The following is a 23,584-nucleotide window of genomic DNA, read 5'->3' on the forward strand; positions in this document are numbered from 1 at the left end:
GGGTGGGAAAGCTCTGGCATGTGCGGCGCCCTCTACCTATCTTGAGCGAAACGATAAAAGCGGGGCGACAGCTTGGTCATCTCATCCTTGGCAGACAGTCTTGTGCGCGGTGTCGAATCCGTGGGCGACCGTGTGTCTGAAACTCTGTTTGAACCGGTCATCCGTCTGGGCGTTACCGGGTTGGCGCGGTCGGGAAAGACGGTGTTCATCACTTCCCTAGTTGCGAATCTGCTGGACCGGGGGCGTATGCCAGGATTGGTCGCGCAGCAGGAGGGCCGCATCAATTCGGTCTACTTACAACCCCAGCCGGACGATACGGTGCCGCGCTTTGATTATGAAAACCACCTGGCGGCGCTGACCGGGCCGCAGCCTCATTGGCCAGATAGCACGCGCGCCGTGTCCGAGCTGCGCCTTTCCTTCAAGGCCCGTCCGGCTGGGTTGCTTGCGGGTCTGCAGGGGCCGCGCACGGTTCATCTGGATATTGTGGACTATCCGGGTGAGTGGCTGCTGGATCTGGCCCTGCTGGATAAATCATACGAGGTCTGGTCAGCCGAAACCTTAAACCGTATCGAAACGCGGACCGAAGCGGCCGCGTATTTGACGCAGGCCAGGGTGGCAAACCCTGCGGATGCTCATGACGAACCCACGGCTCAGGCGTTGGCCAAAGCCTTTGCTGCGTATTTGAATGCCGCACGGGTTGCAGGCTTTTACGACTGTACGCCGGGGCGGTTTCTACTGCCCGGCGATCTGGCGGGTTCTCCGGTGCTGACCTTTGCGCCATTGCCAGTGGAGGGCCACGCACCGCGCCGCAGCCTGCACCGCGAAATGGCGCGGCGGTATGAGGCGTATAAATCGCAAGTGGTGAAACCCTTCTTTCGCGATCATTTCTCGCGGATCGACCGTCAGGTGGTTCTGGTCGATGCGCTGGGCGCAATCCACAAGGGGCCGCAAGCGGTTGAGGATATGCGTCGCGCGATGGTCGATATCCTGTCGGCCTTTCGACCGGGGCGCAATGCGTGGCTCAGCCAGTTGCTGTTGGGCAAGCGGGTTGAACGTATACTGTTCGCAGCCACCAAGGCCGATCACCTGCACCACACACAGCACCCCCGTCTGACCCATATCATGGAGGCTCTGACCCGGGATGCCCGCGATCGGGCCAGCTTTGCTGGGGCCGAGACGGCGGCGCTGTCGCTGGCCGCCCTGCGCGCCACGACCGAGGAAATCCGGACGCATAACGGGGCGGATTTGCCTTGTGTGCGTGGGACGTTGCTGAACGGCAAACAGGCTGCCTTTTATCCCGGTGATCTGCCTGATGACCCGGCGCATTTACTGGGTCCGGCCCGTAACGGGGCTGAAAGCTGGTTGGATAAGGATTTTGGGTTTATGGCCTTTGCGCCTGCGCATCTGACCTTGCGTCCGGGCGATGGCCCGCCCCATATCCGGTTGGACCGTGCCACGCAGTTCCTGATCGGAGACCGCCTGTGACCGTGACTCTCCGCCCCGCTCGTACCACGGATGCCGGAAAGATCGGAGAGATCCTGCACGGCTTTTCGCGCGAAAACGATTGGATGCCCGAGCTACATACCTGCGCTGAAACCATCGCCTTTTGCGGTTGGATGATCGATCTAGGGTGGGTCACGGTGGCCGAAACCGATACTGGCGTTGTGGGATATCTTGCGCTCAATGAAACCGAAGTTCATTCCCTGTATTTGACACCGCCAGAGTGTGGACAAGGCATTGGACAGCGCTTGTTGGACCACGCCAAGTCCGATCAGATCGAACTGTCCCTTTTTGCGTTTCAGGCCAACCACGGGGCGTGCCGGTTCTATGAGCGCAACGGTTTTGCCGAAGTTGCCCGCAGCGACGGGGCCGATAACGATGAAAATCTGCCAGACATCAAATATGTCTGGCGGCGGAAAGGGGTGGCGGATGGCTAAAGGTCCGGTACTGATTGATCTCGATACGGAAGAACCTGCTGCCGACGTAGCACAGGCTCCGCCGGTCCCCGATATTGAGCCACCTCAAGGTCAGGCGATGCAAGTGGCAGCCCGCTTGGCTGCGCGGAAACCCTCGGTTCTGTCACGATGGTTTTGGGGTCTGGCGCTGGCCGTGATTGGCGCGGTGGTTTCTGTTGCCGCATGGGATTTCGCCACCTCGCTGTTGTTGCGGTCACCGATATTGGGCTGGGTTGTAACTGGTCTGATCGGTGCGTTGGTTCTGGTCGCCCTGATCATCGCCCTACGGGAGCTGGCAGCCATCGGGCGCTTGTCCCGCGTGGATGGGATGCGCCGCGCCGCAGATGCCGCGTTGGCTGAGGCGGATTTGGCACAGGCCCGTGCGGTCACCAACCGCCTGATCGCGTTTTACAAAGGGCGCGAAGAAACCCGGTGGGGCCGTGACCGTCTGGCTGAACGGATGGAAGAGCAATTCGACGCCACAACCCTGCTGACCTTGGCCGAGGACGAATTGCTGGCCCCTCTGGACGCTGCCGCCAGCCGTGAGGTCGAGGCCGCCGCCCGTCAGGTTGCCACGGTGACCGCACTGGTGCCCTTAGCGTTGGCCGATGTTGTGACGGCGCTTGCGGCCTCATTACGGATGATCCGTCGGGTTGCTGAGATTTATGGCGGACGCGCTGGATTTCTGGGCAGTTGGCGCCTGACCCGTGCAGTGTTCGTGCATCTGGTGGCGACCGGGGCCGTGGCCGTGGGTGATGATCTGCTGGAACCTATTCTGGGCGGATCGGTCCTTAGTAAACTGTCGCGCCGGTTTGGCGAGGGGCTGGTGAACGGCGCGCTCAGCGCGCGGGTTGGTGTGGCTGCGATGGAGGTTTGCCGACCACTGCCGTTTTCCGACCGGCACAAGCCATCTACGCGCGGGATGATCAAACGCGCGCTCAGCGGGTTGTTTTCCAAAACTTGACCTGACGCAAAGTCCTGTGGCCCGCTGGTGTGCATAACAAAGCCGGAGCCAGCCATGACCGATCACGGACACAGCCAGCAGGAAATCGCCGCGCGGATCAATGCGCCTCCGGGGCGAGGGGTGCTGCGGGACGTGGTGTATGGCGGTATCGACGGATCGGTCACCACCTTTGCCATCGTGGCCGGGGTTGCCGGAGCGGGGCTTTCGCCGTTCATCATCGTGGCGCTGGGGCTTGCCAATGTTCTGGCCGACGGGTTTTCCATGGCTGCCGGGAATTACTCGGGCACCAAGGCCGAGTTGGACAACATCCGCCGCATCCGCGCCATCGAGGAACGCCACATCAGCCTTTACCCGGAGGGCGAGCGCCGCGAGGTGCGCGAGATACTAGCCCAAAAGGGCCTGTCGGGCGACGTTCTGGATGAGGCCACCGATGCAATCACCGCCAACCACGACAATTGGATCAACCTGATGGTCGAAGGCGAATACGGGTTGGGCAGCGTTGACCCCCATCCGTTCAAAGCTGCCATGGCGACCTTCATCGCCTTTCTTGTCGCGGGCATGGTGCCATTGCTGCCATTCCTTTTATCGGTCGATCATGCCTTTGCCATCTCGGTCTGCATGACGATGGGTGTTTTCTTTGCCATTGGGGCCTTCAAAGCCCATTGGTCGCTGTCCCCGTGGTGGCGGTCCGGGCTCGAGACCTTTTTGATCGGCGGTGCAGCGGCCTTGATCGCTTATCTTGTCGGCTCGCTGTTTCACCCCTGACGGCCAAGATTGTCGCAGTGGGTCCCATAGGGCTGGTCAATTGTTGGCCAACGGTTACGCTGCCGCAGACAGGTTCATCGGGTTGAGCAACCATTGCGGATTGAGAATAAAAACGTCCTGGTTCTAGGGGCTTATGGCTTTATCGGTGCTGCGGTGACGCGGTCTCTGCAAGCCGAGGGCGCGCATGTAGCGGCCTTTGTGCGTAACTTGAAAACCGGGGCGCAGGTTCTGCCGGATGTCACGCAGGTGCAGGGCGATTTGCGGGCTTGTCGGCAGCCCAAGGACTGGGTCGCGCATCTGGAGCACGTTGACTGTGTTGTGAACTGTGCAGGAGCATTGCAGGATGGTCCCGCCGATGATCTCGAGGCTGTGCATCACACCGCCATTGCGGCCTTGGGGCAAGCCTGCGCGCAAAGGGGCATTGCGGTGGTTCAAATCTCGGCTATTGGTGCCGACCTCGATGCAGAAACGGATTTCATGCGCACCAAGGCGGCTGGGGACGCTGCGCTGCGGGCCTGTGATGTGCCGCTTTGGATTTTCAAACCCGGTCTGGTGATCGGGCAATCCGATTATGGCGGAACAGCGCTGCTGCGCATGCTGGCAGCGGTTCCTATGGTACAACCCATCGCGTATCCGCATGTTTTGGTTCAATGCGTCGGCATGTCGGACCTGTGCCGTGCCGTGACCGCAGCCGTGGCCGATGAGGTCCCACAGGGCACTTACGATCTGGTCGAAGACACGCCCGCCCCACTATCTGAGGTCCTAGCCGAGACACGGCGCTGGATGGGTTTTCCCGCAGCGCGATTCACTGTGAGAATGCCGGCGGTTGTTACAGCCATAATCGCACGCGGCGCTGATGCGTTGGGCCATTTGGGTTGGCGCTCGCCTTTGCGCAGCAATGCGATGACCGTGATGGGCGAGGGTGTGGTTGGTGATCCGGAACCGTATCGCGCCGCAACAGGCCGGTCACTGGCACCCTTGCCCCAGGTTTATGCAGGCCTGACTTGCGCCCGTGAACATCGGCTGGTTGCGCGAATGTCCTTGCTGATGCCACTGGTCGTCGCCGCGCTCAGCCTGTTCTGGCTGCTGTCCGGCTTTTTCGGGCTGATTGGTCTGCCTAAGGCTACATCGGTTCTGACCGGGGCCGGGTGGAGCACCGGAATGGCCGTTGCCAGCGTTTTGTTCTGGTCATTGGTCGACATTTTTCTGGGGCTTGCGATCCTGTGGCGACCGTGGGCTGCGCGCGCCTGTCTGGCGCAGGTCGCGGTGGCCTTGTTCTATTTGCTGGCGGCCAGTTTCACCGTACCCGACCTGTGGCTGGACCCGCTTGGCCCGTTGATCAAAATCCTGCCGGCGATGACCTTGTCGCTTATCGCCTGGCCCCTGTTGCAGAGCCGCTGATGGACCCTGACCTGATCCTGCGTTGGTTACACGTTATCGGCGCCTGCGTCCTGTTGGGCACGGGGGCAGGCATCGCGTTTTTCATGCTGATCGCGCATCGTTCTGGTGACGCCAGGTTCATCGCGCAGACCGCAGGAACCGTGGTGCTGGCCGATCTGCTGTTCACGGCAACGGCGGTTGTACTGCAACCGGTGACAGGCGGATTGCTGGCGTGGCGGTTGGGCTGGCCTTTGACCGAAGGTTGGGTTTTGGCCTCGCTGGTGCTCTATGCGGTTGCGGGGGTGTTTTGGTTGCCGGTGGTGTGGATACAGGTTCGAATGCGCAGGTTGGCGCAGGCCTCTGCAGATGCGGACGCGCCGCTGCCTTGGGCTTATCACCGTCTGTTCCGCATCTGGTTCGCTTGCGGATTTCCTGCCTTTGCGTCGGTTTTGATTATCATCTGGCTGATGATCGCCCGCCCGTCGATTGGTTGGGTGTAGCCCTAAAGACCGACAAGCAATTTATCGGGAATTCTGGCTGTTGCTGACTGTGCGCCTCGGGTAGCCTGACATCGAAACCGCCCGGAGAACCCATTGGAATCTCTTCTTGTCCTTGTCGGATTGATCGTGCTGGCCATTCCGGTCACCATCATTGTGCTGTTAGTCAACCATACACGCCTGCGTCGTCGGGTTGAGCATCTGGAGCGCCAAATACTGTCCCTTGGCAGCGATGCGCCGGAACCGCAGCAGGTTGAGCCGCGCAAACCGACCGAAAAGCCGGACAGGGCATCAAAACCTGCCCCATGGTCTGCAGCCAAGGCGCAATCGGTCAAACCTGTGGCCGAGCAAACGCCACCCGCAGCCGTTGTCTTCCGCGAGGATCGTCTGGCCGCGCTGACAATCTGGCTGCGCGAGAACTGGTTCTATGCGGTCTCGGCCCTGTCGCTGGCGCTGGCGGGGATATTTCTGGTTCAGTACGGCGTTGAAAGCGGGCTGTTGCCGCCATTCGCTCGGGTGATCGCGGCGTTGCTTTTCGGTGCAGTGCTGATTGTTGCTGGAGAGGTCATCCGGCGCAGATATGGTGATGACGAAAGCACAGCGACTGCCTATCTGCCGTCGGTCTTTTCCGGTGCTGGGCTGGTCACGCTGTTCGGAGGCGTTCTGGCCGCGCGGCAGCTTTATGACCTGATCGGCCCCGAGGTCGCTTTGACCGCAATGGTCGCGGTTGCGCTGGTGGGATTGGTTTTGGGCTGGTTTCACGGCCCTTTGCTGGCCGCTGTCGGATTAACGGGTGCGTTTTCTGCCCCCTTCGTGGTTGGTGGCACGTCAGAGAACCCAAGCTGGCTGTATGCCTATTTCGTCGTCATCGCTGTTCTGGGTCTGGGAATCGACACGGTGCGGCGATGGGCATGGATTTCCGTCCTGACCTTGTTTGGGGCCTACACAACCTGCCTACTGCTGGTGTTGTCTTCGCCCCTGACCGAGGCCGCATACTTGATTTGCGTGATGGCATTGGCTGTGATCGCCATCGCAATTCCGGTCCGGCGCGTTTGGCCCAATCATGGCGGGTCGATGATCTGCGAAATCGTTAGCCGGAAAAAGGGCGATGCATGGCCGGAATTCCCGACCCGACTGGGCTTTGGCGCGGTCGCTGTCAGCTCGGCGATTGTGTCGCTGCACTGGGCGGACAGTGTTGATGAGTTCTGGTTGGGCGTTGTTCTGCTATCCGGGATGACCCTTGGATTGATGTTGTGGGCACAGCGGGCGGAAGCGTTGCAGGATGCTACGGCACTGCCTGCGCTTGGTCTCGTCTGGTTTGTCCTGATGCATGGCTTGGACAACGGGATCGTTTTGCGCCAGTTTGCCGAGACCTTTGCAGAAACGCCCGAGGCTGACTTTCCTTGGGTGATAACCATTCTCATCGCCCTTGGCGTGGTGATTTCGATCACTGCGGCATGGCGGTCGATGAATGCGCAAAGATACGCGGCAAGCTGGGCCGGAGCAGCGGCGGTGTTTGCCCCCGCGTTGGCCATCGCGCTTGAGGTCGGCTGGCATCCGGCCCACGTCATCGGGGCATACCCCTGGGCCTTGCACGCAATTGCGCTGGGCGTGCTGATGGTCGTTCTGGCGGAACGCATTGCACGCGCGGATGGCGAGGACCGGATGCGTCCGGCGCTGGCTACGATATCAGCCCTGTCCTGCCTGAGTTTTGCCTGCATCATTGTTCTTAGCTCGGCCGCGTTAACCATTGCGCTGGTTGTGATGGTCGTGGTGGCAGCGGCGCTGGATCGCCAATTCAATCTGCCACCGATGACTTGGTTCATCTGGGCAGGCGTGTTCACCATCACCGTTCGGTTGGTTCTGACACCGGGCCTTGCCTGGGCCAGCTATGCACCGGTGCCTGAGATGGCGCTGGTGTATGGCGGGGCCACTTTGGGATTTGTGATCGGGTGGTTGCTACTGCGGTCGATGCATCGCCCGGTGGCGAGCCTGTTGTTGGAAAGCGCGGCTTGGGCAACCGGGGGCATTCTGCTGTCCTTGCTTTTGGAGCGCTGGCTGCAAAGCTTTGGCGAAGGCAACGCAACCAACAGCCACTGGGGGTTGGGCTTGCTGGCGATCATCTGGCTGCTTCTAGCCTTCGCGCAAGTCCAGCGGTTGGAGCTGGGGGGTAAGCTGAACTACGTTCGCTATCTGCTGGCCGCGTTCTTTGCCAGCCACGGCTTGTTGCGTCTGGCGCAGGCGGTGGTCGAGGCGAACCCACTGCTCGGCACAGCCGTGCCACCGGTTCTGGGACCGCCGGTTCTGAATACGCTGGCGGTGGCCTATCTGCTGCCTGCGCTGATTATCGGTTTCTCGGTCTGGCGCATTTACGCAACCCCGCTTTGGCTAAAGCGTGCCAGTTGGGGATTGACCAGTGTACTTGCCGCCCTTTGGCTGGGGTTGATGATCCGCCATGTTTGGCAGGGCGCCGCTGGGATGTATGAAGGCAACGGCGTGACACAGCCCGAACTTTACACCTACACCATGGCTCTGCTGGCGATTGGTGCGGTGCTGTTCTACCAATCGCTGGCGCGCCGATCCGACCTGATGCGCAAGGCGGGTCTGGTGGTGATCGGACTGGCCGTGGCCAAGGTGTTCCTGATCGATATCGCTGGCCTGGGTGGGCTGATCCGGGTGTTCTCGCTGCTGGCGCTGGGCCTGGCATTGGCAGGGCTGGCATGGCTGAACCGATGGGCCAAGCTGCGCCATTCGCCGCAGGACCCGGAACCTCTGGACCATTGAGGGCGGGCGTCCTATAAGCGCGGCCATGTATGACCGGATGGCCATCATTATTCGAATTATATCCCCGGCGCTCTGACCCATTGAGACGCCGGGCAAAGGTGTTTGAGACTTCGCACCGACCGCTTCGAGCCATAAGACGACCAGATCATCCAAAGGACGCCCCCAATGTGCGCCGACACGATCCAGACACCTGATTACAAAGACACGCTGAACCTGCCCAAAACCGACTTCCCCATGCGCGCCGGCCTGCCCAAACGCGAGCCCGCATGGCTGGAGCGGTGGGAGACCATCGGCGTCTATGACCGCTTGCGTGAAAAAGAAAACCGCACGCCCTTTACCCTGCATGACGGCCCCCCCTACGCCAACGGCCACCTGCATATCGGCCACGCGCTGAACAAGACGATCAAGGACATGATCGTCCGGTCCCATCAGATGATGGGTCATGATGCGCGCTATGTGCCCGGCTGGGATTGCCACGGCCTGCCAATCGAATGGAAGATCGAGGAACAATACCGCAAGAAGGGCAAGAACAAGGATGAGGTGAACATCGTCGATTTCCGCCAGGAATGCCGCAAGTTTGCCGAAGGCTGGATCGACATCCAGCGCGAAGAGTTCAAGCGTCTGGGCATCACCGGCAACTGGCCCGATCCCTACATCACCATGGATTACCATGCCGAAGCCGTGATCGCGGACGAGTTCATGAAGTTCCTGATGAACGGCACGCTCTATCAGGGCTCGAAGCCGGTGATGTGGTCGCCCATCGAAAAGACCGCGCTGGCCGAAGCTGAGGTCGAGTATCACGACAAGGAAAGCTTCACCATCTGGGTGAAGTTCAAAGTCGTGAATGCAGGCGACTTGGATGATGCTTTTGTCGTGATCTGGACGACGACTCCATGGACCATGCCGTCGAACAAGGCGGTCGTGTACGGTAAGGATATCTCCTACGGCCTGTACGAAGTCACCGGCGCACCTGAGGAATGCTGGGCCAGTGTCGGCGACAAGTTCTTGCTGGCAGACAACCTTGCCGCTGACGTGTTGGGCCGCGCCCGTCTGAACGACGATCAGTGGACCCGCGTCCGCGACGTGACGACGGATGAGTTGGCCAATGTTCAACTGACCCACCCGCTGGCCGGTGCCGAAGGTGGCGACGGCGAATGGGATGACATCCGCGACTTCCGCGCCGCTGAATTCGTGACCGATACCGAGGGTACAGGCTTCGTCCACTGCGCGCCGTCGCATGGGATGGAGGAATTCGAACTTTACCGCGATCTGGGCATGCTTGAGCAGGTCATCACTTACAACGTGATGGATGACGGCTCGTTCCGCGCCGATCTGCCGTTCTTTGGCGGAAAATACATCCTGTCCCGCAAGGGTGGCGAAGGTGACGCCAATAAGGCCGTGATCGACAAGCTGGTCGAAGTCGGTGGTCTGCTGGCACGCGGCAAGATCAAGCACAGCTATCCGCATTCGTGGCGCTCGAAAGCTCCGATCATCTATCGCAACACACCGCAGTGGTTTGCCTCGGTCGACCGCAAGCTGGATGACGGCATGGGCGAGATGGGCGACACCATCCGCGAACGTGCCTTGCGGTCCATCGACGAACTGGTGAAATGGACGCCGCAGACCGGTCGCAACCGCCTGTATTCCATGATCGAAGCGCGCCCGGATTGGGTTCTGTCTCGCCAGCGTGCCTGGGGCGTACCGCTGACATGTTTCACCAAGAAGGGCGCGCTGCCGACTGACGCGGACTATCTGCTGCGTAACGATGACCTGAACGCCCGCATCAAGGCTGCGTTCGAGAAAGACGGCGCGGATATCTGGTACACCGACGGGTTCAAAGAGAAAATCCTCGACGGTATCGCCAACCCCGACGACTACGATCAGGTGTTCGACGTGCTGGACGTGTGGTTTGACTCCGGCTCAACCCACGCTTTCGTTCTGCGCGATCGTGAGGATGGGACCGAGGACGGCATCGCCGACGTTTACATGGAGGGCACCGATCAGCACCGCGGTTGGTTCCATTCGTCCATGCTACAGGCCTGTGGCACCAAAGGTCGCGCGCCTTACCGCAACGTGGTGACCCATGGCTTCACGCTGGACGCCAAAGGCAACAAGATGTCCAAGTCGCTGGGCAATACCATCGTGCCGGAAGAGGTCGTCAAACAATACGGTGCCGATATCCTGCGCCTGTGGGTGGCCCAGACCGACTATACCGCTGACCAGCGGATCGGGCCGGAAATTCTGAAAGGCACCGCCGACAGCTATCGCCGTCTGCGCAACACCATGCGGTTCATGCTGGGCTCGCTGGCTGACTTCACCGAAGCGGATCGGGTTGATCCGGCGGATATGCCACGTTTGGAACGCTGGGTTCTCAGCCGTCTGGCCGATCTGGATGAGCAGGTTCGCAAGGGCTATGCGTCCTTCGATTTCCAGGGCGTGTTCAGCGCAATCTTCACTTTTGCCACCGTTGACCTGTCATCGTTCTATTTCGACGTCCGTAAGGATGCGCTGTACTGCGACGGCGACACCCTGCGCCGCCGCGCTGCGCGCACTGTGTTGGATATCCTGTTCCACCGCCTGACCACATGGCTGGCCCCGGTTCTGGTCTTCACCATGGAAGAGGTTTGGCTGGAGCGGTTCCCCGGCGACGACAGTTCGGTTCATCTGGTGGATTTCCCGGATACTCCCACCGAGTGGCGCGATACGGAGCTGGAAACCAACATGGCCAAGGTTCGCCGTGTGCGCCGAGCTGTAACCGCCGCGCTGGAAATCCAACGTCAGGACAAGGTGATCGGATCCAGTCTCGAAGCCGCCCCGATCGTACATGTCGAGGATGGCGACACCCGTGACCTGCTGGCGACCTTCGACGTGGATGACATGTGCATCACGTCCGGATTGACCGTCACTGGCGATCCGGCCCCGGCCGAGGCGTTCCGCGTGCCGGAAATCGAAGGCGTTGCGGTGCTGTTCGAAAAGGCCGAGGGCGACAAATGTCAGCGTTGCTGGAAAATCCTGCCCGATGTGGGCCGCCACGCCCATGAAGGCGTCTGCGGACGCTGCGACGAGGCGCTGAGCTAACCTTAGAACCCCCGGCCACACGCCGGGGGTTTTCTCTTCTTGCGCCCAGCCTGGCGATCTGAAACGCTGCGGTCATGCCTATGATTGCTGTAGATACCCAGTTTGGTCGCCTTGGAATTGAAGAGACAGATGGTGCAATCACACGCGTTGTCTGGGACGGTGACGACGACCAACCAGACTCCGCTTTGTTGCAAGAAGCAGCCGCACAGATGGAAGCCTATGATGCTGGGCAGTTAGAGCAGTTTGATCTTCCATATTTCGTCGCCGGATCAGCCTTTCAAAAGCAGATTTGCGACGTGATGTATGCCATCCCGTTCGGCGAAACTCGAACGTATGGTGACATTGCCAAAGAAGTTGGACAGCCCCCACAACCTGTTGGGCAGGCCTGTGGCGGTAACCCCATCCCTGTGATCATCCCCTGCCACAGGGTTCTGTCGGCCAGCGGTCTGGGTGGGTTCTCGGCCAAGGGTGGGGTAGAGACCAAGGTTGCCCTGCTGCGCCATGAACGGGCGGCGGGCTTGCTGATCTGATCACGGAAATCTGTTGCAATTCGGCTGGTTGAGGCTCAACTTGTATCAGATAGAGAATTCAAGGGATCGCATTGCATGACTGCCTCAACAGACCCGGCCGTCCGAAAAAAGGCCATCATTGATAAACTGATGTCATTGGAAGCACAGGAATTGGCGACGGCACAGGCCCATTACGACGCTTTCCTGAAGGATTCTCAGCTGGATGACCGGGAAGGGCATGACAAGGACGATATCGCGGCCTCGCGCGAGAACGCGGATCTGGCGGCGGCTTTTGATGCCCCTGTGCATGCCCATCACGCCAAGATTGATGTGATTGAAAACACCGATTTCAGTATCACCGATAGGGTGCAGCCCGGGGCCGTCGTCAAGTTCAACAATCGCCGCTTCGTGGTCTGCGTTTCGACCACGCGGTTCGATGTGGACGGCAAAACCTATATGGGAATCTCAACACAAAGCCCGATTTATCTGGCCATGGTTGGCTTGCAAGAGGGTGACGTGTTCACCCACAATGGGACCGAGTTTGAGGTTCAGGAAGTCTTGTAATCTGCGCTTTTGCGCTGTGGAATGATCTGCTGCGCAATTCCTGCGAACACCAGGTACAGGCTAGTAATCACCAAACCCCAATGCGCCCAGCTTTCGGGGTGAAAGTCGACCCAGGCCGCCCAACCTGCAAAGAAGGTCCAGGCAAACGCCATCGGCAGCGACACCGCACGCCACCGCTCGGTCCGCACCGGGTGGATGAATTTCAGCGGCAGGAACATCGCCAGGGACAACAGCGACACCAGCAGCAGGATGACCCAGAAATTGGGCTCTAACGCAAATATGACGATCACGAACATGTTCCAGCAACCGGGGAAGCCAGAAAATGAATTATCTTTTGTTTTCATGCGAGTGTCTGCAAAATACATCGCACTACCAAAAGTGATGACAATGATGGCAAACCAACCGGTCCAGCCATCCATCAGCCCGGATTTGAACAGCGCGAAGGCCGGGATGAACACATAGGTCAGATAGTCGATGATCAGATCCAACAGCACCCCGTCAAATTCGGGTGCGTTCTTTTTGACGTGGTAGTGCCGTGCCAGTGGGCCGTCGATGCCGTCCACGATGAACGAGACCACCAGCCATAGATACATCAGGCTCCATTTTTCTTCGACGGCCGCCAACATTGCCAGCATTGCGAAAACAGCACCTGTGGCAGTGAACAGATGGACGGAAAGGGCTTTGAATCTAAGAGTCATGAAGGGTTCATGTACGATGCATTCGGCAGATGCAAACCAAAAGCAAGTTTAGAGTGAGTACCCAACATTACGATGTAGAGACATCACGCTTTGGGATGGGCGCGGTTGTAGACCTCCATCAACCGCGCTGTATCCACAGCAGTGTATGTCTGTGTGGTCGAAAGCGATGCGTGTCCAAGCAATTCCTGAATGGCGCGCAGGTCTCCTCCGGCGGACAGAAGATGCGTGGCAAAGCTGTGTCGCATCGCGTGCGGTGTGGCTGTTGCAGGCAGGCCGAGTTGCATTCGGGCCTTGGCCATTACCCCCTGTATCGCGCGTGGATTCAGTGGGCCGCCGCGCACGCCACGAAACAGTGCTTTGTCCTTGGCCTGCAGGTGCGGACAAAGTCGCAGGTAGTGGTCCACCGCTGCGCGGGCCGCGGGCAGAACCGGGACGATTCTCTCTTTGTCGCCTTTACCGATGATGCGCAGGGTCCCCGGCAGGGGGGCATCTGCGCCGGTCAGTGTGAGCGCCTCGGAAATGCGCAGGCCGCAGCCATAGAGCAGCGTGACCACCGCCACGTCACGGGCGGAGACCCAATCGCTTGTCGATTGCAGCTCGACCGTTTCGATCATGGCGCGGGCGGCGTCTTCGGCCAGTGGCCGGGGCAGTTTCTTGGTAAACTTCGGCGCGCGGGTCGACAGCACGGCCGTGGGTTCAAACCCCTCACGTTCGGACAGCCAGCGATAAAAGCTTTTGACGGCCGAAAGTTTGCGGGCAAGCGAGCGTGCGCCCACGCCAGACGCGCGTTGATCGGCCATCCAGGCGCGCATGTCGGATACCGTGATCCGCGCCAACGCCGCCAGACCCTGCCGCTCGCTGTGGTGCAGGGTCATGAAGGACAGGAAATCTGTAATATCGCCGCGATAAGCGGTCTGCGTATTCTCAGACCGTCCGGCCAACGCCCCCAGACTGTCCAGCCAATGCTGTAACGCATCGCGACAGGCCGGAGAGATCAGGCTCATGACAACCAGTGGCGCATTGATCGTTCGAACACACTGGCAAAAAACGACAGCAGATCGGTGCCCAGTTGCGGAGTGAAATGGTTGGCGTCTTTGGATCCCATGACAATCATGCCGGGCAAGCGCCCATCGCCCAAATTCAATTTCAGACAGGCCTCGGACCTGAACTGATTGGCCGTAGCCCCAAAAATCCGGGGATTTGGGTTTGGAATCTGACGCAGAACAACCTCGCGAGCGGGGCCGCCGCGGTCTTGGCTGAGATAGGCGTTGATCGCGCCTGGTTCGACCACGGTCAGCACGCCGCCCAGTTTTTCGATTGCCTGATCTTCCTGCATCACTGTTGTTTCCAGAACCAACGTGATGTGATCGACGCGCAGAATCTCGGCCACGTCGCTGCCTAGCGCGCGCAGGAAATCTTCGAACTCGACAGGTTCCAGCAGGCGCAGAATGGCGCGGTGTACCTGATTGGTGCCAGCGAGATTCTCATAGGCCGCTGCGATGACCGAACGGTGCGTGTCCTCAAGCCGGTCCAGCCGCGCCTCAAGCCGTTGCATGGCGATGCCGCGCAGGTCGATGACATTGTCACCGCGCGCCTGTTCGTTGGCTGCGACCAGCGCCTGCATCAGATCCTTGTCGTCCAGCACAGCGTCCGGTTCAGCCAGAATCGCGGCGCGGAGATTATCCTTGAGTTTGGTGTTGCTGCTCATGTCCCGTCCGGTCTTTTTTTGTTGAGCGGCTTATAACACGGGTTGGTGCATTTGCCTTGGAAAAAATACAGGCAAAAGTAGAATTAAACTTGGGCTGTGTCGGAAAAGCTCCCGCCTGCAATACACTGATCAGAAGATCAGATTCTGCAGTTGGGCCGGGCGCGACGCCAGAAGGCGCCGCGCGGGTGCGTTACAGGATCAGAGGATTTTCTGACCGGTCTTGGCCCAGTCGGCCAGAAAGGTTTCAAGACCCTTGTCTGTTAGTGGGTGATCGGCCAGTTTTTTGATCACGGCGGGTGGTGCGGTGATCACGTCTGCGCCAATACGGGCGCTATCTGTCACGTGGTTCACGGTGCGGATCGAAGCCGCCAGAATCTCGGTCTCGTACCCATAATTGTCATAGACCTGACGGATATCGGCAATCAGGTCCATGCCGTCGAGGTTGATGTCATCCAGACGGCCAATAAAGGGCGAGATGAATGTTGCACCCGCCTTGGCAGCCAGAATCGCCTGATTGGTTGAGAAGCACAGGGTCACGTTAACCATCTGGCCTTCGTCGGTCAGCGTTTTACAGGCCTTCAGGCCGGCCCATGTCAGCGGTACTTTGACAGCGATATTCGGCGCGATCTTGGCCAGCTTGCGCCCTTCGGCGATCATATCGTCGGCTTCGGTCGCAACCACTTCGGCGGACACGGGGCCGTCGACCAGATCGCAGATCTCTTTGGTCACTTCCAGAATGTCGCGTCCCGATTTCAGGATCAGTGAGGGGTTGGTGGTTACGCCGTCCACCATGCCCAGATCGTTCAGTTCGGCGATGGCGTCGATCTCGGCGGTGTCTACGAAGAATTTCATGAGGGCAGTCCTTTGATGGGTTGGCCTTGGTCGCGGATGCCTTTACCTCAAAGAGACCCATGCTGAAACCCCCTGGCCCAAGGATATGCATTGAGCACTCAGGAGTATTTCGACCAAGGTGAGCTGGTGGCCGTGCTGACAGCACAGCCGCTGGACCGGACGCTGGATTACAAGGCGCCCGAGGGCGGGTGTTTTCTGGGCGCGTTCGTCGAGGTGCCGCTGGGCCCGCGCAAGGTTCTAGGCGTGGTGTGGGGGCCAGGGCAGGGCGGCTTTGATCTAAGCAAGGCCCGATCGGTGATCCGCGTGCTTGAGGTTGCGCCGATGCGCGAAGAGATGCGCGTGTTTCTGGGGCGCGTGGCTGACTACACGCTGACGCCGATGCCATCAATGCTGCGGTTGGCGACGCGCGCGCCTGGACTGGGTGATCCACCGTCAATGCGCAAGATTTACCGCCTTGGACAAGGTGAGCCAGACCGGATGACCGACGCGCGGACCCGTGTTCTGGAGGTTCTGCGGGACTATGGCGGATTGGCATTTACGCTGAAGGAATTGGCGGAACAGGCTGGTGTGACATCGTCAGTTGTCAAAGGCTTGGTGAAACAGGGTGCCGTGCGCGAGGAGGACAGCCCGCGCGATTTGCCCTATCCACATTTGGATCCGGATCTGCCGGGCAAGACCCTGACCGAGGATCAGGCGGCAGCGGTTGAAGAGTTGCAGATCGGTCAGCGAACCGGCGACTATGGAACGACATTGCTGAAGGGGGTGACCGGCTCAGGCAAGACCGAGGTCTATCTGGAAGCTGTGGCCGAGGCGTTGCGGATGGGTCGGCAGGCGCTGGTGTTGTTGCCCGAGATTGCCCTTACCGCCGAATTCCTGACGCGGGTTGAGGCGCGGTTTGGCGCGCGCCCGGCCGAGTGGCACTCGGGTGCGACAATGACCGAACGCCGCCGGGTTTGGCGGATGGTCGGGCAGGGTGACGCGCAACTGGTCGTGGGCGCGCGTTCGGCGTTGTTCCTGCCATTTCGGGATTTGGGTTTGGTTGTGGTCGATGAAGAACACGACACCTCGTACAAACAGGAAGACGGAGTACATTACAGTGCCCGTGACATGGCGGTTCTGCGGTCAGCCATTTGCGGAGGACGGGTGATTCTGGCCAGCGCCACGCCGTCGCTGGAAAGCTGGGCCAATGCGGAGGCGGGCAAGTATGAGCGGCTCGACCTGACATCGCGGTTTGGGGCGGCGGTACTGCCTGAGATGAAGCCGATCGACATGCGGGCCGAGCAGATGCAGCCGGGCACGTGGATTTCTCCAAGCTTGCGGCAGGCCGTGCGGCAGCGGATCGAAAGGGGCGAGCAGTCGCTTTTGTTCATCAACCGCCGCGGTTATGCGCCGGTGACGTTGTGTCGGGCATGCGGCGAACAGATTGCCTGCGATCACTGTGATGCGCGGATGGTTGAACACCGGTTTCTCAAGCGTCTGATGTGCCATCAATGTGGTGAGACCAAACCGATGCCTGACGCCTGCCCCTCGTGCGGTGTCGAAGGCAAGCTGGCCCCTGTCGGGCCCGGGATCGAACGGTTGGCAGAAGAGGCCGAGGCGACATTCCCCGAAGCTAAGATCGCGATGCTCAGCTCTGATCTGTTCGGATCGGCGCGGGCGTTGAAGGCCAAGATCGAGGAGATCGCCGAGGGGGATGCCGACCTCATTATCGGCACGCAGCTGGTGGCCAAGGGACATAACTTTCCCAAGCTGACCTTGGTGGGAGTTATTGATGCCGATCTCAGCCTGCATGGCGCCGACCTGCGCGCCGCCGAACGCACGTTCCAGTTGATGCGACAAGTCGCAGGTCGGGCTGGGCGCGCGGACAAGCCGGGGCAGGCGTTGTTACAGACGTTTCAGCCAGAACACCCGGTGATCCGCGCCATTCTGTCGGGTGACGAGGAAGGTTTCTGGAAGGCCGAGGCCGCAGGGCGGCAGGCGGCTGGCGTGCCGCCTTACGGGCGCATGGCCGGGATCGTTTTGTCTGGGCCCGAGGTCGGCCCTGTCTTTGACATCGGCAATACCATGGCCCGAAACGATGCACCGCTGCGCGAGATCGGGGCGCAGGTGTTCGGCCCGGCCCCCGCGCCCATCGCGCGTATCCGGGGCAGACACCGTGTGCGCCTGCTGGTCAAAGCCCCGAAAGGTGCGCCTATTCAAGACGCTATCGCCCGTTGGATCGCCCCATTGCGCCTGAAAGGCGACATCCGACTGACTGTGGATATCGACCCGCAGAGCTTTTACTGACTCTGCACTGGCGCAGAGCGATTGTGCATGTGCAGCTTTCCTCTCGCCAAGCAGCATAAATGGGCGTAGAGGGGTCTCATGCTGAAACCCATGCCCCTTGCTGAGGCACAGAGCCTTCCGTTCTGGCGCCGCCCGGTGACGCTCTTGTTCGTAATGGCGTTGACCATGCCCATTGCCTTCAACGCGTGGAGCGCGCTGTTGAACAACTTCGTGATCGAGGTTGCCAATTTCGACGGTGCAGATATCGGCCTGTTGCACACGGTTCGTGAGATTCCTGGCTTTCTTGCCATCGGCGTGATCGCGGTGATCATCTTTATCCGCGAACAAGTGCTGGCGATGATCTCGCTGATGATGCTGGGTGTGGCAACGGCGGTGACGGCGTGGTTCCCAAGTTTGGGCGGGCTGCTGTTCGTTACCCTGTTCAGTTCGATAGGCTTTCACTACTACGAAACCGTCAACCAATCGCTGCAACTGCAATGGTTGCCTAAGGACCGCGCACCACAGGTACTGGGTTGGCTGGTTGCAATGGGCTCGGCAGCTACGGCGGTTGTGTATGGTTTGATCGTGCTGACCTGGGAACGGTTCGATCTGTCCTATAACTTCGTGTTTATGGCGGCAGGTGGAGCAACGGCCCTACTGGCGCTGTTTTGCTTGTTCGCTTTCCCACAGTTTGATGCGCCTACGCCGCAAACCAAGAAACTGGTCCTGCGTCGCCGGTACTGGTTGTATTATGCCTTGCAGTTCATGGCTGGCGCTCGGCGGCAGATTTTCGTCGTCTTCGCAGGCTTTATGATGGTCGAGAAGTTCGGATTTGAAGTGCATGAACTGACCAGCCTCTATCTGATCAATCTGATGATCAACATGATGGCCGCCCCGTTGCTGGGCAAGGCGGTGGCACGGTTCGGTGAACGGCGTACGCTGATCTTTGAATATTCCGGTCTGGCCATCGTGTTCGCTGCATATGGCGGCATCTACTGGTTTGGCTGGGGCGTCATACTGGCCGCAACCCTCTATGTGATCGACCACGTTTTGTTTGCGTTGGCTTTGGCGCTAAAGACCTATTTCCAGAAGATCGCCGATCCGGCCGATATCGCGCCCACGGCGGCTGTGGCCTTTACCATCAACCACATCGCGGCAGTGTTCCTGCCTGCGTTGCTGGGCCTGCTTTGGGTGGCCTCGCCTGGAGCGGTCTTTGCACTGGCCGCCGCGATGGCGATGGTGTCGCTGGGCTTATCGCTGCTGATCCCGCGCCATCCTGAGGCTGGCAACGAAACCATCCTGTCGAAATACGCCCCGGCCCCCGCAGAATAAGTGCAACTGCTTGACCTTGGCGGGCCCACGCCCTAGGCGCTGTTTCAACTGAGACAGGAGGCCCCCATGCCCACATTCACTGCGCTTACCACTCTGACCGGCAGGAAAGCCGCCGAAGGTTTGGGCGAAGCGATGGAGCGGCTAGACCCGGAACCCACGGGCGTTGGCGTGTTCGAGGTCGAGGACGGCTCGGGCCTGTGGGAAGTTGGCGGTTATTTCACCGAAGCCCCCGATGACACCGCATTGGCCGTTCTGGCCGCGGCCTTCGAGGCCAAGCCGTTTGTGGTTTCGGAACTGCCCGAAACCGATTGGGTTGCCCATGTGCGCCGCGAACTCGCCCCGGTCGAGGCAGGGCGGTTCTTCGTCTATGGCAGCCACGATGCCGATAAGCTGCCCGAAGGGCGCATCCCGCTATTGATTGAGGCCGCGATGGCCTTTGGCACCGGTCACCATGGCACGACCTTGGGTTGCCTCAAGGCGCTGGATTTCCTGCTGGACGATGAATTCACGGCATCCAAAATTGCCGATATCGGCTGCGGGACTGCCGTTTTGGCCATGGCCGCCGCGCGGGTTTGGGACGGTGATATCATCGCCAGCGACATAGATCAGATTGCGGTAGATGTGGCCGAAGCCAATCTGAAAGCCAACGATATGGCCGGTAGGGTTCAATGCATCGAAGCCGCTGGATTCGATCATCCGGATCTGCAGTCGCACGCCCCTTACGACCTGATTTTTGCCAATATTCTCAAAGGTCCATTGGTTGCCTTGTCCCCTGAAATCGGAGCGAATCTGCGGGCCGGAGGATATGCAATTCTTTCGGGAATCCTCAATGAGCAGGCCGATGATGTGATCTCGGTTTATCTACAAAACGGGTTCAATTTAACTAAAAGAGATGAGATTGGTGAATGGACAACGCTAATCTTAAGCAAACAGGGCGTAATTTAGACCATTTTCAGGAGTTTCATGGATTCTTGCCTCTTTTTTGTCGCAATCTGTAACTACCGTCAGGACGTGGTTACGGGGGCGGTTTATTGGAGGCTGCCATGACGGGAAAACAACTGGAATTTGGTCAGCGCGTTCATCGCCTGAACAAGAAACACGCCAAGCTCAGCCGGGGCTATCGCGCCACGATGCGCAAAGATGGCCTGGTGGTGATGAAACCGCAGCGAGTCAAATCTGCGGTTCCGGCTAAGCTGCTTTTGATCTGTCTTGCTGGGCTGTTTGCATTCAAGACCTTTTTGCTAACCAGCCTTGGCGCTTCGGCCTATCAATATCGCGTTGATAGTCTGGCGCAGGGTACGTCGGTTGAACAGGCCGGCGCCTGGGTCATGCAGATTGACCCCGTGTCAGAGTTTTTGGCGACGAATATCAATAGCCTCATTCGCTGAATTCGGTCAGCTTTGAAAAGAAACGCCGCGTATCGTGAAATGCGCGGCGTTCTTTTGTGCCCCTAAGGGAGGAAAGGGGCGAATGAGTGATGGTTGCGTCTTACCGACGACCTTCCACCACGACGTCAATATCGCCGCGGCACAGGCCGATATCTTCCAGCTCGCGATCAGTCAGACCGCTCAGCGTGTTGCGGGTTACACGGGCGTCATTCCATTCTGCGACGGCGTTTACGACCGATGCGAAAGTTGCGCCGATACGGCCGACGAGGCCGAATGAGCCAGTGGTGGCGCGGGTGGTGTCCAATGCAGCCATATCCTGTTTCCTTCTGGTTGGTGTTACAGTTTTGATACTAAGCGGGCATCTAGTGACGTGGATTTGGCCGCGCAAGAGCAGAAATTGCATGTGTCCTATGCAATTTTTGCAAGGGTGGTTCTTTCCAAAAAAGCCTTAATTTATTAGCCATTTAACGGTCATGAAATGTGTCGAATTCAGGCATTTCGCTGTCGCAAACAGGCCGCGCTGTCGCGGGTGGGTTAGGTGTGTCGTTTTCAGACTTCGTGTCAATTCGCTTGGAAAATGTTCACGCTTCGTGCTAATCGGAAACAAAGATCACAAAAAACCCGAGCAGGCCGAGGCACGACATGCGAATTCTGGGCATTGATCCGGGGCTAAGGACCCTGGGATGGGGCGTCATCGAATCACATGGCAGCCGTCTGACCCATGTTGCCAACGGTTTGTGCAAGTCGGACGGGGATGATCTGGGTGAGCGGTTGTTGTCACTGCACAATCAGATCGTCGAGGTCATCGCCGAGCATCAACCTGATCAGGCAGCTATCGAACAGACCTTCGTCAACAAAGACGGGGCCGGAACGCTAAAGCTGGGTCAGGCGCGCGGAGTGGCCTTGCTGACACTGGCGCAGGCCGGATTGCCGGTGGGGGAATATGCACCCAACCGGGTCAAGAAAACGGTTGTGGGTGTCGGTCATGCCGAAAAAGAGCAGGTACTTCACATGGTCAAACTACAGCTGCCTGGGTGTCAGCCCAAAGGGGCGGATGCGGCGGATGCGCTGGCGATTGCCATCTGTCATTCGTATTACGGCACAGCGCCACAGGCGCGCATGAAAGAGGTGCGGGCATGATTGGGAAACTGACGGGGCGGCTAGATTATCGCGCGGCGGATCACGTGCTGATCGACGTGCGCGGCGTGGGTTACCTCGTCTATTGCTCGGATCGGACGATGGCGGCGCTGCCGGGGGTGGGTGAGGCTGTCTCGATCTACACCGACATGGTGGTGCGAGAGGACCTGATGCAGCTTTATGGTTTTCTGTCATTGGTCGAAAAGGAATGGCACCGGCTGCTGTGCTCGGTGCAGGGGGTTGGGGCCAAGGTTTCTTTGGCTATCCTTTCGGCCTTGGGCCCCGATGGGGTCAGCCGCGCAATTGCTCTGGGCGACTGGGGCGCGGTTAAGGCGGCCAAGGGTGTCGGACCAAAGACCGCGCAGCGCATTGTGCTGGACCTCAAGGACAAGGCGCCGGGTGTGATGGCCATGGGCGGAACCGTGACCGAGGCAATGGACGGCCCAGAGCTAGAGGTTGTCGAACTGGCGGAACCGGCACCTGCGCCGAAGCGAGCGGTGAAGCAGGCTTCGGGGGCTGCGGCGGCCTCGGCAGGGGCGTTGTCGGCGCTGTCAAATCTGGGGTATGGGCCGTCTGACGCGGCATCCGCCGTGGCCGAAGCGGCAGCCAACCTGCCTGACGCGGGTGAGGCTGATCTGATCCGAGCAGCGCTGAAACTGCTTGCTCCGAAGGGGTGATTGAATGGTAGATGCAGATCCCACCCTGCGGCCCGAGCCGATGCCCGAGGATAATGACCGCGCCCTGCGTCCGCAGGGTCTGGACGAATTCATCGGTCAGGCCGAGGCACGCGCCAATCTGCGTATCTTTATCCAATCCGCCCGTCAGCGGGGCGAGGCAATGGATCACACGTTGTTTCACGGCCCTCCGGGGCTGGGGAAAACCACTCTGGCGCAGATTATGGCGCGTGAGTTGGGGGTGAATTTCCGCATGACCTCGGGGCCGGTTCTGGCCAAGGCGGGGGATCTGGCAGCGATCCTGACCAATCTTGAATCGCGGGACGTGCTGTTTATCGACGAAATTCACCGTCTGAACCCTGCGGTCGAAGAAGTGCTGTATCCGGCGATGGAGGATTTCGAACTGGATCTAGTGATCGGCGAAGGCCCTGCTGCCCGGACCGTTCGGATTGAATTGCAGCCCTTTACGCTGGTCGGTGCGACCACGCGGATGGGTCTGCTGACCACGCCGCTGCGCGACCGCTTCGGGATACCGACCCGGCTGCAGTTTTATACGGTCGACGAGTTACATGAGATTGTCACCCGCAACGCCCGAAAACTAGGGGCACCTGCGGATGACGACGGTGCGCGCGAGATTGCGCGACGTTCGCGCGGAACACCGCGGATTGCTGGGCGGCTGCTGCGGCGGGTTGTCGATTTCGCCATTGTCGAAGGCGACGGCCGGATCACGCGCGAACTGGCGGACGGGGCCTTGACGCGGCTGGGCGTGGATCATCTGGGGCTGGATGGCGCAGACCGGCGCTATCTGAAGCTGATTGCCGAGAATTACGCAGGTGGTCCGGTGGGGATTGAGACCCTGTCGGCGGCGCTGTCGGAAAGCCGCGACTCGCTGGAAGAGGTGATCGAGCCCTTCTTGTTGCAACAGGGTCTAATCCAACGCACCCCGCGCGGCCGGATGTTGGCGCAAAAGGCGTGGACGCATCTGGGAATGGCCGCGCCGAAGGGACAGAGCGATCTGTTTGGTTGAAGTACGC

General features: G+C 59.7%; 22 protein-coding genes. 17 read left to right on the forward strand and 5 right to left on the reverse strand.

All coding sequences use genetic code 11. The features are described 5' to 3' along the window. Positions 1 to 72 precede the first annotated feature (72 nt). From ACR0B8_RS10110 to ACR0B8_RS10155, 10 genes are all read left to right on the forward strand, one after another. Positions 73 to 1,485 (forward strand): YcjX family GTP-binding protein, encoded by a 1,413-nt coding sequence (locus ACR0B8_RS10110; RefSeq protein ID WP_226688955.1) that lies wholly within the window; start codon positions 73 to 75, stop codon positions 1,483 to 1,485. Continuing rightward, positions 1,482 to 1,937 carry an N-acetyltransferase family protein gene (locus ACR0B8_RS10115; RefSeq protein WP_480658285.1) on the forward strand — a complete coding sequence of 152 codons (456 nt, stop codon included), beginning with the start codon at positions 1,482 to 1,484 and terminating at the stop codon, positions 1,935 to 1,937. Before ACR0B8_RS10110 ends, ACR0B8_RS10115 begins: the two co-directional genes overlap by 4 nt. Then, on the forward strand, positions 1,930 to 2,919 hold the full coding sequence (locus ACR0B8_RS10120; protein ID WP_480658283.1) for a YcjF family protein: 990 nt from the start codon (positions 1,930 to 1,932) through the stop codon (positions 2,917 to 2,919). The genes ACR0B8_RS10115 and ACR0B8_RS10120 overlap by 8 nt, the downstream gene beginning before the upstream one ends. A gap of 54 nt (positions 2,920 to 2,973) precedes the next feature. Then, complete coding sequence (locus ACR0B8_RS10125) at positions 2,974 to 3,684, forward strand: VIT1/CCC1 transporter family protein (protein ID WP_170351729.1); 711 nt, start codon at positions 2,974 to 2,976, stop codon at positions 3,682 to 3,684. 93 nt (positions 3,685 to 3,777) lie between these two features. Then, complete coding sequence (locus tag ACR0B8_RS10130) at positions 3,778 to 5,085, forward strand: SDR family oxidoreductase (RefSeq protein WP_480658281.1); 1,308 nt, start codon at positions 3,778 to 3,780, stop codon at positions 5,083 to 5,085. Beyond that, positions 5,085 to 5,564: a DUF2269 family protein gene (locus tag ACR0B8_RS10135; protein ID WP_170362416.1), complete on the forward strand. Its 480-nt coding sequence runs from the start codon at positions 5,085 to 5,087 to the stop codon at positions 5,562 to 5,564. Before ACR0B8_RS10130 ends, ACR0B8_RS10135 begins: the two co-directional genes overlap by 1 nt. 93 nt (positions 5,565 to 5,657) lie before the next feature. Next, positions 5,658 to 8,345: a DUF2339 domain-containing protein gene (locus tag ACR0B8_RS10140; protein WP_226688957.1), complete on the forward strand. Its 2,688-nt coding sequence runs from the start codon at positions 5,658 to 5,660 to the stop codon at positions 8,343 to 8,345. 165 nt (positions 8,346 to 8,510) lie between these two features. Beyond that, on the forward strand, positions 8,511 to 11,423 hold the full coding sequence (ileS, locus tag ACR0B8_RS10145; protein WP_480658279.1) for an isoleucine--tRNA ligase: 2,913 nt from the start codon (positions 8,511 to 8,513) through the stop codon (positions 11,421 to 11,423). A 74-nt stretch (positions 11,424 to 11,497) separates the two neighbouring features. Then, positions 11,498 to 11,953 (forward strand): methylated-DNA--[protein]-cysteine S-methyltransferase, encoded by a 456-nt coding sequence (locus tag ACR0B8_RS10150; protein ID WP_226688959.1) that lies wholly within the window; start codon positions 11,498 to 11,500, stop codon positions 11,951 to 11,953. Between the two features lie 75 nt (positions 11,954 to 12,028). Continuing rightward, positions 12,029 to 12,496, forward strand: coding sequence for a hypothetical protein (locus ACR0B8_RS10155; RefSeq protein ID WP_170362413.1), 468 nt, complete (start codon positions 12,029 to 12,031; stop codon positions 12,494 to 12,496). On the opposite strand, the gene ACR0B8_RS10160 is transcribed toward ACR0B8_RS10155, so the two are convergent. The 4 genes from ACR0B8_RS10160 to fsa form a co-directional block, all read right to left on the reverse strand. Further along, positions 12,481 to 13,194, reverse strand: a complete 714-nt coding sequence (locus tag ACR0B8_RS10160) for a CDP-alcohol phosphatidyltransferase family protein (RefSeq protein ID WP_170379041.1) — start codon at positions 13,192 to 13,194, stop codon at positions 12,481 to 12,483. The genes ACR0B8_RS10155 and ACR0B8_RS10160 overlap by 16 nt on opposite strands. Before the next feature lie 83 nt (positions 13,195 to 13,277). Continuing rightward, positions 13,278 to 14,198, reverse strand: coding sequence for a tyrosine recombinase XerC (locus ACR0B8_RS10165; RefSeq protein WP_480658276.1), 921 nt, complete (start codon positions 14,196 to 14,198; stop codon positions 13,278 to 13,280). Beyond that, a complete protein-coding gene (locus ACR0B8_RS10170) occupies positions 14,195 to 14,902 on the reverse strand; it encodes a DUF484 family protein (RefSeq protein WP_170362410.1) in 708 nt (235 codons plus the stop codon). Before ACR0B8_RS10170 ends, ACR0B8_RS10165 begins: the two co-directional genes overlap by 4 nt. A 198-nt stretch (positions 14,903 to 15,100) precedes the next feature. After that, the gene (gene fsa, locus ACR0B8_RS10175; protein WP_170351720.1) at positions 15,101 to 15,754 is read right to left on the reverse strand and encodes a fructose-6-phosphate aldolase; all 654 of its coding nucleotides are present in this window, start codon (positions 15,752 to 15,754) and stop codon (positions 15,101 to 15,103) included. 90 nt (positions 15,755 to 15,844) lie between these two features. Between fsa and ACR0B8_RS10180 the strand changes: the two genes are divergently transcribed. From ACR0B8_RS10180 to ACR0B8_RS10195, 4 genes are all read left to right on the forward strand, one after another. Further along, entirely contained in the window at positions 15,845 to 18,040 is a 2,196-nt protein-coding gene (locus ACR0B8_RS10180) for a primosomal protein N' (protein ID WP_170362409.1), read from the forward strand. A 78-nt stretch (positions 18,041 to 18,118) separates the two neighbouring features. Then, on the forward strand, positions 18,119 to 19,351 hold the full coding sequence (locus tag ACR0B8_RS10185) for an MFS transporter (protein ID WP_226688961.1): 1,233 nt from the start codon (positions 18,119 to 18,121) through the stop codon (positions 19,349 to 19,351). A 66-nt stretch (positions 19,352 to 19,417) separates the two neighbouring features. Then, the gene (locus ACR0B8_RS10190; protein ID WP_480658273.1) at positions 19,418 to 20,296 is read left to right on the forward strand and encodes a 50S ribosomal protein L11 methyltransferase; all 879 of its coding nucleotides are present in this window, start codon (positions 19,418 to 19,420) and stop codon (positions 20,294 to 20,296) included. A 98-nt stretch (positions 20,297 to 20,394) separates the two neighbouring features. Beyond that, a complete protein-coding gene (locus ACR0B8_RS10195; RefSeq protein ID WP_170351716.1) occupies positions 20,395 to 20,739 on the forward strand; it encodes a hypothetical protein in 345 nt (114 codons plus the stop codon). 100 nt (positions 20,740 to 20,839) lie between these two features. Here ACR0B8_RS10195 and ACR0B8_RS10200 read toward each other — a convergent pair whose 3' ends face one another. Then, positions 20,840 to 21,052, reverse strand: coding sequence for a DUF1127 domain-containing protein (locus ACR0B8_RS10200; RefSeq protein ID WP_170351715.1), 213 nt, complete (start codon positions 21,050 to 21,052; stop codon positions 20,840 to 20,842). Between the two features lie 329 nt (positions 21,053 to 21,381). On the opposite strand from ACR0B8_RS10200, the gene ruvC reads away from it, so the two are divergent. The 3 genes from ruvC to ruvB are packed head-to-tail and all read left to right on the forward strand — an operon-like array spanning position 21,382 to position 23,577. Then, positions 21,382 to 21,879 carry a crossover junction endodeoxyribonuclease RuvC gene (ruvC, locus tag ACR0B8_RS10205; protein ID WP_170351714.1) on the forward strand — a complete coding sequence of 166 codons (498 nt, stop codon included), beginning with the start codon at positions 21,382 to 21,384 and terminating at the stop codon, positions 21,877 to 21,879. Further along, positions 21,876 to 22,553 (forward strand): Holliday junction branch migration protein RuvA, encoded by a 678-nt coding sequence (ruvA, locus tag ACR0B8_RS10210; RefSeq protein ID WP_170351713.1) that lies wholly within the window; start codon positions 21,876 to 21,878, stop codon positions 22,551 to 22,553. Before ruvC ends, ruvA begins: the two co-directional genes overlap by 4 nt. A 4-nt stretch (positions 22,554 to 22,557) precedes the next feature. Further along, entirely contained in the window at positions 22,558 to 23,577 is a 1,020-nt protein-coding gene (gene ruvB, locus ACR0B8_RS10215; protein ID WP_058283170.1) for a Holliday junction branch migration DNA helicase RuvB, read from the forward strand. The last annotated feature ends 7 nt before the right edge of the window (positions 23,578 to 23,584 follow it).

Source organism: Ruegeria sp. BH6, assembly GCF_056538105.1.

Excerpts from the sequence above, each read along its gene's own strand:
- ruvC (WP_170351714.1), top strand. The coding sequence starts at position 21,382 with ATGCGAATTCTGGGCATTGATCCGGGGCTAAGGACCCTGGGATGGGGC.
- ACR0B8_RS10120 (WP_480658283.1), top strand. The coding sequence starts at position 1,930 with ATGGCTAAAGGTCCGGTACTGATTGATCTCGATACGGAAGAACCTGCT.
- ACR0B8_RS10165 (WP_480658276.1), bottom strand. The coding sequence starts at position 14,198 with ATGAGCCTGATCTCTCCGGCCTGTCGCGATGCGTTACAGCATTGGCTG.
- ACR0B8_RS10195 (WP_170351716.1), top strand. The coding sequence starts at position 20,395 with ATGACGGGAAAACAACTGGAATTTGGTCAGCGCGTTCATCGCCTGAAC.
- ruvA (WP_170351713.1), top strand. The coding sequence starts at position 21,876 with ATGATTGGGAAACTGACGGGGCGGCTAGATTATCGCGCGGCGGATCAC.
- ACR0B8_RS10160 (WP_170379041.1), bottom strand. The coding sequence starts at position 13,194 with ATGACTCTTAGATTCAAAGCCCTTTCCGTCCATCTGTTCACTGCCACA.
- ACR0B8_RS10200 (WP_170351715.1), bottom strand. The coding sequence starts at position 21,052 with ATGGCTGCATTGGACACCACCCGCGCCACCACTGGCTCATTCGGCCTC.
- ACR0B8_RS10190 (WP_480658273.1), top strand. The coding sequence starts at position 19,418 with ATGCCCACATTCACTGCGCTTACCACTCTGACCGGCAGGAAAGCCGCC.
- ACR0B8_RS10155 (WP_170362413.1), top strand. The coding sequence starts at position 12,029 with ATGACTGCCTCAACAGACCCGGCCGTCCGAAAAAAGGCCATCATTGAT.
- ACR0B8_RS10185 (WP_226688961.1), top strand. The coding sequence starts at position 18,119 with ATGCTGAAACCCATGCCCCTTGCTGAGGCACAGAGCCTTCCGTTCTGG.
- ACR0B8_RS10135 (WP_170362416.1), top strand. The coding sequence starts at position 5,085 with ATGGACCCTGACCTGATCCTGCGTTGGTTACACGTTATCGGCGCCTGC.
- ruvB (WP_058283170.1), top strand. The coding sequence starts at position 22,558 with ATGGTAGATGCAGATCCCACCCTGCGGCCCGAGCCGATGCCCGAGGAT.
- ACR0B8_RS10125 (WP_170351729.1), top strand. The coding sequence starts at position 2,974 with ATGACCGATCACGGACACAGCCAGCAGGAAATCGCCGCGCGGATCAAT.
- fsa (WP_170351720.1), bottom strand. The coding sequence starts at position 15,754 with ATGAAATTCTTCGTAGACACCGCCGAGATCGACGCCATCGCCGAACTG.
- ileS (WP_480658279.1), top strand. The coding sequence starts at position 8,511 with ATGTGCGCCGACACGATCCAGACACCTGATTACAAAGACACGCTGAAC.
- ACR0B8_RS10150 (WP_226688959.1), top strand. The coding sequence starts at position 11,498 with ATGCCTATGATTGCTGTAGATACCCAGTTTGGTCGCCTTGGAATTGAA.
- ACR0B8_RS10170 (WP_170362410.1), bottom strand. The coding sequence starts at position 14,902 with ATGAGCAGCAACACCAAACTCAAGGATAATCTCCGCGCCGCGATTCTG.